The sequence below is a fragment of the Shewanella algicola genome (genome assembly GCF_014648035.1).
GTDB lineage: Bacteria > Pseudomonadota > Gammaproteobacteria > Enterobacterales > Shewanellaceae > Shewanella > Shewanella algicola.
Map to the genome: position 1 here is coordinate 1 of NZ_BMQI01000083.1, position 10964 is coordinate 10964.

Here is a 10964-nt window from a genome sequence, read left to right on the forward strand (position 1 = left end):
GGTAGTTCCGCACGTCCGGATCTGTGTGGGGTCGGGTCAGTAATGGCCCGCTCTACCACGATTTTACGTCATTTTGTGGTGTTTTAAGCCGATTGTTTACATTGGTTAGCAGGTTGAGATCTGCTAACAGAGATTTACGGCAGTATTTTTTATTGGTATATATGTGCGCAGTCCCATAGATGTTTCACTTGAGCCCACAATTAGGTTTGTATGAAAAAACCAGTAAATCTGTCTGATATCAAAACATTTGTTGTACTGGCTGAGCAGGGGAGTTTCACTAAAGCTGGTGAAAAGCTGCAGTGTTCGCGCTCGCATATTTCAAAACAACTGGCTCAGCTAGAAGCTAACTTGGGTGTAAGCTTATTGATAAGAACAACCCGAACTCAGCATTTAACTCCACAGGGCGAAGTGTTTTTTGAACGCTGTAAAAGTTCACTAAATGGTATTTCTCATGCTATTGATAGCGTGCTTGAAAGCGCAAATGTGTTGTCAGGACATATTAAGATAAATTGCGTAGGCGGCATGATTGCGGAAAATATCATAGCGTCGTTAGTGAGTGATTTTATGTCAGAGCATCCAGACATTAGTATTGATTTAGATTTTTCTAGTCATCGAGTTGACTTGATCTCTGGCGAATTTGATTTTGTTTTTAGAATGGGTAAATTAGCCGACTCGTCTCTTATTGCGCGAAAACTCACTGATTTAAAAGTGGGCATTTATGCCAGCCCTGAATACCTATCTCATTACGGTACACCCGTTAATCCTAAAGAGTTAACAGCACACAAGTGCATTAATGGCAGTGTAAAAAACTGGCTATTTATTAACAATAAAACCAGCGAAACATTGGATGTGTTCATTGAGGGCAATTTAACCTGCAAAAATGGGCGGATCATGATTTCATCAGCGATAGCGGGTAACGGCATTATCAGAGTGCCATCGTTGTATTGTAAAGATGAGGTTGAAAAGGGATTATTAATCCCCTTATTTGATGAATGGTATATCGACTCAACCCCATTCTATTTGGTTTATACCCAAGAGAAGCATAAACCAATGCGCTTAAAAATATTTAAAGACTATGTAGTGGCCAATTTTTCAAAATATTTAACGTAGCCGAAATATACTTTCTATGGATTTAAAATCATCAGTTGCATAAACATCATCTGGAAGTTTTCTTCCATATTTAGATTTACATTGCGAACACGGCCAGCCCAACGGTCAATGAATTTAGCGGCTGACATTTTAGCGCCATTAGTAATCATTTCTTTGTATTCCCAATGTTTAGCGCCATCAGCATAACGGCTTTCAGTTTCTTTCATTAGCGCATGGAATGCTGGTGATTGAGCCACTTCAAATACAATGTTTTTCATATCTTGTACTAGTTCGTTGTATAGCTCCAAATGTGCTCTCGTTGCGACAATTCGTTCATGGCCAGTGACCATAAAGTTAAAGTCATAGGTGTCGAGTAATATTTGTGGCAACTGGAAAGCAAACATTGGGTTAGTAGCTTCACCGAAATGAATCCAGGGTGCGGCATCTGGGTGGAAAGTATCAGTTGCCAATAAAATTTTCTGTTGTGGTGCATACCCTATGCTGTCTGACTGTGAATGCCAGTTTTCAGGTAAGTCATTAAACTCAAGACGTAGGCCACCGGTTTCTAAAACGTAACTGTCTTTCCAAACAATATCTGGCATTGGGCGTTTGGGGTCATTTGCTCTTTTGAGAAATCGGGCGGTTTCATCATTAGATATTTTGATTGCTGATTCAGGAAATAAGTACATGCCTTCTGCATGGTCGCGATGATGATGCGAATAGATGACATGGGTGATAGGTTTGTCTGTCACTTCTTTAACGACTTCAAGTAAATAAGGGGTGACATCTGGCTTTGCATCGTAAACTACGACGCCATCGTCAGTGACAAAAAACACCATATTTTCAAAATCGTCATGGACGAAGTATGCGTTCTCTGCAATCTTAAAATAATTGTATCCACGTTCGGGCAATGGAGTATAAACATAGTCTCGGATACTGTATTTAGCTTTTACTGCTTCAACATCAAAAGTGCTTTGCGCTGCGCTTGCAAGCCCACTGAAAATGCACAGGGCTGAAATTAACCACGCATATAATATGTGGTGGGTTGTTGTTGAAAACCGTCTTGTTAACTTTGTCATGATATATATTCCTCTCAGTAATACCTGTTCGTTAACGTTGAAAAGAACTGGGTGTTTAACTGTGATCGGGTGGCATATTGGATGCGACCTGAATGTTCTAGTCATTACGTTACGTTTACCGCGATATATAGGTAAAAATTGTTGTTCGCTTGGAATATATTTTCGACTTAATGTCTTAACTTGTTAAGACACTCAACGCGGGGATAATGGCACTTTTCGCAGGTCGCTATCATTAACGATTGCTAGCGATGGTTGGGTGTTTTTGTTGGTATTGCTGGCGAAATGCTATTGGGCTTATGCCTGTTTCTCGTTTAAAGAAACGTCCAAAATAGGAGGCATCTTCAAAGTTTAAGCTGTAACCAATTTCTGCCACTGTGGCATCGCTATGCACAAGTGAGCGTTTGGCTTCTAGGATCAGTTTTTCTCTGATCATCGTGCCAGGGGCAGATCCCGTGACGGCTTTAACGGTATCTTTGAGGTGACTGGTGCTGACGCCAATTCTACTGGCGTAGTCTTGCACTGAGTGCTCTTGGGTAAAGTGTTCAGAGACTAATTGCTTAAATTGTCGGACTAAGGGTGACAATATCGCCGAACATTCGCTGGGATGTTCAATCATATATAGGCGGTGAAGTTTTGTGAGCAAGATATGTAAATAAGCCCTTAAAACCGAAAGGCTTCTGTCTTTGTCGCGGTAAAACTCATCGGCTATTGCCTCAAAAAGCCCATTAATCATTGTGAAGTGCTCTTTATCGAGCGGTAAGTGTGGGCTATCTCCAACATAATTAAACACAGAAAAGTCATGTGTTCTGACAACCTTTGATGATGGAAAGCCTAAGAACTCCTCCGGGATCAGTAAAATATAACCTTTTAATGGTTTGCTGAGTTGCCAGTAATGCACTTGTTCTTTTGATAAAAAAAACAGAGTGGGCGCCGCAACAGGGTAGGGAACAAAATCAATGGTATGGGTTCCTTCGCCTTCTGAAATGTATAACACTTGATAGCAATTGTGGCGATGGGGATAGTTTGCTTGCGCTATGTCTTGCATTAACTCAAATTTAGCCAGTACGAAAGGCATTTGGGGATCGAGTGACAGATGCGAGGTCTCATCTGGATGCTTAATGTAATGAATGGCTTCATCGTAATGATGGGTTGGTATATCACTCTTTTTTGCCATGAGCATCCATCCTTACTGAACTATATCAATTAACTATACCGCTTTCATTAACTATATAGCTTTTAAAATTAACATCATTGTTACAGCGCTTCAATCTAAAGCTGCGAGTTACATTTGTTGGTTAAATCCTTCCGTATACGTTTATTGTTGCTCGTTACTGTATTATGGTTTTTATTGTGTCTAGATTGCTTGGGAAATAACTGCGCTCTTTATTTTATACCTTGTTTAACAATAATATAGCCCAACACCACATTTGTTTTAAAGCCTCTAACCGTTCAACTTTCCCTTCAATATCCCAGTGCTGAACCCCACCTCTCTCATGGTGGAGCAAAATGTTATCAAAAAGTGCACAGAAACCACGCTACATTAACTCAATAAATTTTTGTAAAAGATAGCCTTAATCAGTCCAATTTTACTTGCTAAATACCTTTCTGACGGAGTATTCTTTTAAAATATACCTTTCTGGAAAGGTAAATGTTTATTGGGGCAGTTAAACACAGCCGAGGGTATTTACCACTTGATGATATTGATCAGATGTATACCGTTTTATGGGGATATGCTGATTCCAACGCTGGGAACCAATATACACATTGTGATGCTATCTATTTAAGCTCTTTTGACGAGCATACGCTTTCAGAATTAGCCGTATTGGATATACCAATTTTTAATGTCTGCCATAACGGATAGATTATTAACCGTGATTGACAATGCGATATTTTGACTGAATGCTTTCATTTTTTGTTTCAACCTTGATAGCCAAGCAAATAATGTCACCACTAGAAAATGAAACAGCTCAAACTCTGCCAAAAATTCAAGTAGTTAGCAATTTTGATATGTTTTATCAATCACTAACCTTTAACAACATATCGACTAAGTAAGTGGAGTAAAGAATGACAAATCAAAATAAACTGACTACAAGCAACGGCGCGCCTGTCGTTGATAATCAAAATGTTCAAACTGCGGGGCCTCGTGGCCAATGTTATTGCAAGATGCGTGGTTTCTAGAGAAGCTGGCCCATTTTGATAGAGAAGTGATCCCTGAAAGACGTATGCATGCGAAAGGTTCTGGCGCATATGGTACTTTCACTGTTACTCATGATATTACTCAATATACCAAAGCAAAAATCTTCTCTGAAGTCGGCAAAAAAACCGAGATGTTTTGGCGTTTATCTACCGTAGCGGGCGAACGTGGTGCTGCCGATGCTGAACGTGATATTCGCGGATTTGCAATGAAATTCTATACCGAAGAAGGTAACTGGGATCTTGTTGGTAACAACACACCGGTATTCTTCCTTCGTGATCCGCTAAAATTTCCAGATTTAAACCATGCCGTCAAACGTGATCCTCGTACTAACATGCGTTGTGCAAATACTAACTGGGATTTTTGGTCAATGTTGCCTGAGGCGCTACACCAAGTCACGGTGGTCATGAGTGATCGTGGTATTCCTCGTACTTACCGCCATATGAATGGTTTTGGTAGCCATACATTTAGTTTTCTTAATGCTGATAATGAACGTTTTTGGGTTAAATTCCATCTAAAAACTCAACAAGGTATTGAAAACTTAACCGATCAAGAAGCTGAAGAGTTGGTGGGTAAAAATCGCGAAAGCCATCAACAAGATCTTTATGAGTCTATTGAAAAAGGCGACTTCCCTAAATGGGATCTAAAAGTGCAAATAATGTCTGAAAAAGACGCATTAAGTTATCGTTTTCATCCATTCGATTTAACCAAAGTGTGGCCACATGCTGATTATCCGTTAATTGATGTTGGGGTGATGGAGCTAAATCGTAACCCAGATAATTATTTTGCTGAAGTCGAACAAGCCGCATTTAACCCTGCCAATATTGTTCCTGGGATTGGTTTCTCACCAGATAAAATGTTGCAAGGACGATTATTTTCATACGGTGATGCTCAGCGCTATCGTTTGGGTGTTAACCATGTGCATATTCCGGTTAACCAACCTCGATGCCCGGTAAACTCTTGTCATAGAGATGGTTTCATGCGCGTTGATGGCAATTACGGTAGCACTAAAGGTTATGAGCCAAACAGCTTAGGATTGTGGCAACAACAACCAGAATTTAATGAGCCACCATTGCACCTGCAAGGTGATGCTTATAACTGGGATTTCCGCGAAGATGACAGTGATTACTATACTCAGCCTGGTAACTTGTTTAATTTAATGACTGCAGAACAACAGCAAGTGTTATTTGACAATACAGCACGAAGTATTGCTCCTGCATCATTAGAGGTTAAGCATCGTCATATTGTCAATTGTTATAAAGCTGCACCAGCTTATGGCACAGGCGTTGCGGTGGCGTTAGGGCTAGACATCACAGAAATCGTGTAATTTACCACTACAGTAATGCAGGCCTATGATGCGTCGATATAGGCCTGCTTTTTATATTTATGTCATTGAGTATAAAGCTATTAAAGGCATTTTATGACAGCTTGGAAAGAGTATAAAAAAACCTATCGTGCAGAAGCTGATATTTTTGATTTTGCGCGAGTTGGCGATCTTAGAGGCCTAGCAAACATGCTGTCTCAGCATGGTGAGTTAGATGTTGATGCTAAAAATAATCGAGGTTATTCAGCATTAATGTTGGCCGTTTATAATAGTGAAAACGACTTTTGTGAAACCTTATTAAGATGCGGTGCCAATGTAGACTCTACAGATGCTGTTGGCAACACAGTGCTAATGGCCGCAGCGTATAAAGGTAACCTTGATATATTGAAATTGCTGTTGGAATACGGCGCAAGCTTAGCACTTAAAAACAAAACCAATATGGATGTAAGAGATTGGGCTTCTATGTTTGGTCGCAAAGAAATCTTACAATACCTTGATAGCGTTTATCCTAGCAACACCGCCCCATCCCAATTAACCAACATCGCCAGGTTTTTAAAGCTCGGGTTTTGTTTGCTTTTTAGCAAGCTAAAATAGTTACCGCCGCTGGTGGTCTGTGTAAAAGATCAGTCCATCTGTAATAGCAGCGTAAGCCGAATGACTTGTATTGATATATTCTTTGGGTAAACATATTGGCTGTATATGGTTTAACATCAAGGAGTGTGACATGAGTGACAAAATGAGTGAGTCTGCATTGCAGGCATTGAAAATTGCGTTTACTTACATGCCTAAAGCAATTGAAGTCACTAAGTATGAATATGGCGATGACTACCAAAAAATATTAGATCATATTGAAACCGTCAGGGAAATGTTATTGATCAATGATGTCGACCCAGAAGAGGTTTACGGCGACATTAATCCTGAAAGCACACCTAATTCAACGTATTGATAAAACGTAACAAGCTATGGTTTAACCATAGCTTGTTAACAAACTCTCAAGTAACCACTATTACGCGACAGACTGCTCTACTGGATGGGCGTTACCGTCATGTTGTGGATGATAAAGCTTAGCAAACATCTGCATAAGTGATTCGCGGCGAATAACCCCACATAAGCGGCCGTTTTCAACGACAGGGTAAACACTAGGAACCGCTGCTGAGGCTTCACGTAGGCGCTCTTCATAACTCTGATAACCGCCGCTGATATACATGCCTGAGTCGGTTACTGGGAAAAGCTTCTTCTTATCAACCACCATAAACTCAAGCAACTGGGCAACTTTTTCTGTTGGCGCTACGGTGAGCATTTTAGTTTGCATCACCTCTTTTACTGTTGTGGGTAAGGTGGCGGCAAATTCTTCTGACCATAACGAGCGCAGTAGATCTTGCTCTGAAACAAAGCCCAATAACTGATTATTTTGGTCTACAACCGGTGCACTGCGAATGCTTTCTGCGGCGAGTAAATCTAACGCCTGATAAATCGTGTTATCAACGTTAAGTGTGCCAGGGTTAGTGTCCATTAATTCGCTAACGATAAGTTTGTCAATTTTGGTTTTCATGGTTAAGTCCTTATGACTTGAATGAGAGTGAGTTGATGTAATAGTTGAAGACTGAAACTGTGCTGATGCCGATAAATGTTGTGGCTGTTGCTGCACGTTAGTTCCGTCATGTTGGTGAGCTTGGCCTTGTTCAATAGGGCTAATGTGCAGTTGTGCGACGTGATTGCTGCTTGGGTTGCGATCGTTAATCCAAAAATACCCAAGGCCCACAAATACTGCGCCGCCAACAATGTTGCCTAGGGTGACCGGAATTAAGTTATGCACGATAAAATTGCTAATGGTGAGGTCAGCAAATGCTTGTGGAACCACGCCGAGTGCCATGAAGTATTCGCTACCTATAAAGTGCTCAATAGAAATCCCCAACGGCACCATAAATAGGTTCGCAATGCTATGTTCAAAACCGCTTGATACAAACATCGCCACTGGCAATATCAATAATATTGATTTACCTAAGGCATCTTTGCAGCTAAAGGTCATCCACACCCCTAGGCACACCAACAAATTACATAAGGTGCCTAATGCAAAGGCTTGGCTCCAATCATGGTGAATTTTATGTTGTGCGACATGTAAAGCGTTGAGGCCCCAAGCGCTGCCGTTTAGGTCATACATCTTAGACATCATCACTAATAGCAATATCAACATTGCGCCACAAAAGTTGCCTAAATACACCCTTGTCCAACAACCTAATAATTGTTTGGTGGTGACGCGTTTTTGCGCCCAGGCAATTGCGCTTAATACAGTGCTGGTAAACAGTTCTCCTCCGAGTACCACAACCAGAATTAAGCCTAAGCTAAACGCGATACCCCCGCTAAACCGCACCAACCCCCACGCACCAGGTGCAGCACCTGTGGTCACGGTGAGATAAAACACAAAGGCCAGTGCAATGAAGGCGCCAGCAAATACTGATAAGCCAAACGACTGTGCAATATGCTTTGTCACTTTGGCGTGTCCGTATTCAGCGGCTTTTTCAAATGGGCTCATTGCTGCTGAGCTATCTACGACTGCAAGGTGATTAACAGGTCTAGTCGCCTCATGGGCGTCAAACTGTTTCATGACGCGCCCCGTAAAGTGCTACAGGCTCCCAATCGTGGCGTGACTCGATTGTTGCTTACATACATTGATAACTCCTTAATGTGCTTTCTAAACGTTGGATTTATATTCAGAATACACATTAAAAAGTTAAATAATATTGAGTCTTTATTAAGATAAGTATCAGTTAAATTGATACCTATTTGGACGGAAACCGGCCTTTTTTGCCATTTTTAGATAGAAATAAGCCTAGAAAGGCAAGTTGGAAGGTTGTTTTATGAGCAGTCGTGAGAAAATGGTTTTAATGTGTCATTACGTGAATACAGAGGGTGATTGAGAGTATCAATTTTGTCGATACGGGGGGGATAGCTATAAATAATGAACAGAACACAATCGAAATAAACCATAAGTCATTGTTAAGTTATTATTTAAGTACGAATGGTTAATACAGGTTAGTAACATTGACCCATTTTGTGTTTGGTATTCACAAAACAAGTAACGTTAGTTTTAGTTAAATGTCAAAAACATGATCTAGTTCAATTGATAATCGCTCTCATTACCATTACTATTCGCTCATAATATATCCCATGGAGATAAAAAGAGTGAAGCCAACGTACATAGCAGCAGCATTAGCCGTAATTCTAAGTCCGCAATTTGTATTGGCTGAAGAGTCCTCTACTCCCGATGTGGAAAATATTGAACGTGTAAGTGTAATGGGGGTAAGGCAAAGGCTAGAACAAGCCGGTACTTTAGCTAACACCATCATGAAAACCGAAGTGATAAGCGCTGGCACTATCGAAAATAAAAATGCCGTTAACTTATCAGAAGCGATTGATAATTCTCCTGGTGTAAAAGTTTCTAACGAATGCTCTATGTGTGGCGTGAAACGCATCATGCTCAATGGCATGAAAGGCGAGCAAACAACCATTCTGGTTGATGGCTTACCGGTACACACTATGATTTCTGGTTACTATGCTGTGGATGCGATTCCGACGACAGGCATAGACCGCATTGAAGTGGCCCGCGGCGCAGGTGCGTCATTAATTGCCCCTGAGGCCATTGGCGGCACGGTCAACATTATTAGTTATGAGCCCACTGATAACGGCGCAGAATTTGATGTATCAGTGGGTGAAAATGGCTACAAAAAGATGGGCTTCTTAGGTAAAGGTGTCAGTGAAGATGGCCGCACACGTGCCACATTAGTTGCTCAATACGATGATAGAGACCAGTATGACGCTGACGACAATGGCGTGAATGAATCTCCGCAACAAGAAAACCGCAGTCTTACCGCTAGAGTGTCGCACGATGTAACCGACACCGACAACATTGTATTGCGTATTGCCAATATTCAATCTGAAATTTTTGGCGGCCCAATGTTAGATGGTACTTATGCTGATGGTCTTGCAAGCTCTACCGGCACGGTGTTATCAGGTTATGACGACGATGCTACCGCTGCTCAAGAATTATTTGAAGACGGTGACGTGCGCAATGACTTTACTGGTAAAGCCTGGGAAACGTCTGAGTGGATTAAAACTGATCGTAACGAAGCTTCATTAACTTGGTTAAGAGAGTTAAACGACGAATGGAACATGCACTTATCGACCAGCTATGCAGAGCATGACCAAGACTCTTTTTATGAAGGCTTTGATTACACAGCCAATGACGTAATGTGGTTCTTTGATGCACGTTTTAACTATTTACTTAACGACAGCCAATTACTGACTTTTGGTGTGGACCACCGCACTGAAGAAATGCGATCAAACTCGCGTTCAGGCAGTGCAAACCCTGACTATATTTCTGATTCATTTGATTACGATGTAACAGGTCTTTATGTTCAGGACACCTGGCAGGTAACTGATGAGCTTGAAGTTGCAATGGCATTACGTTACGACAACGTTGTTGCTGACTTTACTGATCCAAACAAACCAGGAACAGAACTTGACGAGTCAATTTTATCTCCTCGAGTCGACATTCGTTTACGTCACAACGATGAGTGGGTGTCGCGTTTATCAGCCGGCCGCGGTTACCGTGCACCGTTATCATTCTTTGAAACCGACCACGGTATTTTAGATGGTTCACTCGGTTTCGATATCGATATTGATGAGTTAGAACGTTCAAACTCAGTTAACTACGCCTTAAGTTATGAAGGTGACAGACTGACTTCTACGGCCTCACTTGCTTGGACCGAAGTTGAAAACTTGGCGCAATTAACCACGAATGACCAAGGTATCCCGCTACTGACTCAACTTGATGAAAAAGCCAGTGTTGTCACCACCGACATTGCTTTAGGGTATCGTTTAACTGACGACCTAACCCTGAACCTAACCGGTGAAATGTTCGATTATGACTCAGTATTTCAATCATCTTATGCTGTAGCGCCAATAGAAGAGCGCATTACATTATCTGCCGATTGGGACATCAATGGATGGGATTTCTTCGCCAATGTGGTGTGGGTAGGCAGCCGTGACTTATCTGACTATGGCTACGAAGGCTATAACCGACTACTGAGCACTGGTGAAGTTGACCCTGACTCTGAAAAAAGCGCTGATGCACCGTCTTACTTCACTGTTGATTTACGTGTTAGCTATGAGCTTAACGACTACCTTTCACTTTATAGCGGTGTAACTAACTTACTTGATTAACCTGAGCTTCGGATAAGAAATTAGCTCCCCAAAGGAACTAAATGCTCGTTCCTTG

At 41.4% G+C, this 10964-nt stretch carries 8 protein-coding genes and 1 pseudogene; 6 read left to right on the top strand and 3 right to left on the bottom strand.

What is annotated here, in order from left to right:
* Positions 1-210: 210 nt before the first annotated feature.
* Positions 211-1110 carry a LysR family transcriptional regulator gene (locus tag IEY42_RS20925; protein WP_188927138.1) on the top strand — a complete coding sequence of 300 codons (900 nt, stop codon included), beginning with the start codon at positions 211-213 and terminating at the stop codon, positions 1108-1110.
* A 14-nt stretch (positions 1111-1124) separates the two neighbouring features.
* Here the strand turns inward: IEY42_RS20925 and IEY42_RS20930 are convergent, their stop codons facing one another.
* A complete protein-coding gene (locus IEY42_RS20930) occupies positions 1125-2168 on the bottom strand; it encodes an MBL fold metallo-hydrolase (protein ID WP_188927139.1) in 1044 nt (347 codons plus the stop codon).
* 232 nt (positions 2169-2400) lie between these two features.
* Entirely contained in the window at positions 2401-3342 is a 942-nt protein-coding gene (locus tag IEY42_RS20935) for a helix-turn-helix domain-containing protein (protein WP_188927140.1), read from the bottom strand.
* A 474-nt stretch (positions 3343-3816) separates the two neighbouring features.
* Here IEY42_RS20935 and IEY42_RS20940 point away from each other — a divergent pair, with 474 nt between their 5' ends.
* From IEY42_RS20940 to IEY42_RS20955, 4 genes and pseudogenes are all read left to right on the top strand, one after another.
* Positions 3817-4029 carry a hypothetical protein gene (locus IEY42_RS20940; RefSeq protein ID WP_188927141.1) on the top strand — a complete coding sequence of 71 codons (213 nt, stop codon included), beginning with the start codon at positions 3817-3819 and terminating at the stop codon, positions 4027-4029.
* Between the two features lie 203 nt (positions 4030-4232).
* Positions 4233-5689 (top strand): annotated as a pseudogene (locus IEY42_RS20945) (catalase).
* A 93-nt stretch (positions 5690-5782) separates the two neighbouring features.
* The gene (locus IEY42_RS20950) at positions 5783-6280 is read left to right on the top strand and encodes an ankyrin repeat domain-containing protein (protein ID WP_188927142.1); all 498 of its coding nucleotides are present in this window, start codon (positions 5783-5785) and stop codon (positions 6278-6280) included.
* A 130-nt stretch (positions 6281-6410) separates the two neighbouring features.
* Entirely contained in the window at positions 6411-6632 is a 222-nt protein-coding gene (locus IEY42_RS20955) for a penicillin-binding protein (protein ID WP_188923020.1), read from the top strand.
* Between the two features lie 60 nt (positions 6633-6692).
* On the opposite strand, the gene focA is transcribed toward IEY42_RS20955, so the two are convergent.
* Positions 6693-8291, bottom strand: coding sequence for a formate transporter FocA (focA, locus tag IEY42_RS20960; protein WP_188927143.1), 1599 nt, complete (start codon positions 8289-8291; stop codon positions 6693-6695).
* A 578-nt stretch (positions 8292-8869) separates the two neighbouring features.
* Between focA and IEY42_RS20965 the strand changes: the two genes are divergently transcribed.
* Positions 8870-10909 (top strand): TonB-dependent receptor plug domain-containing protein, encoded by a 2040-nt coding sequence (locus IEY42_RS20965; protein WP_188927144.1) that lies wholly within the window; start codon positions 8870-8872, stop codon positions 10907-10909.
* Positions 10910-10964 lie beyond the last annotated feature (55 nt).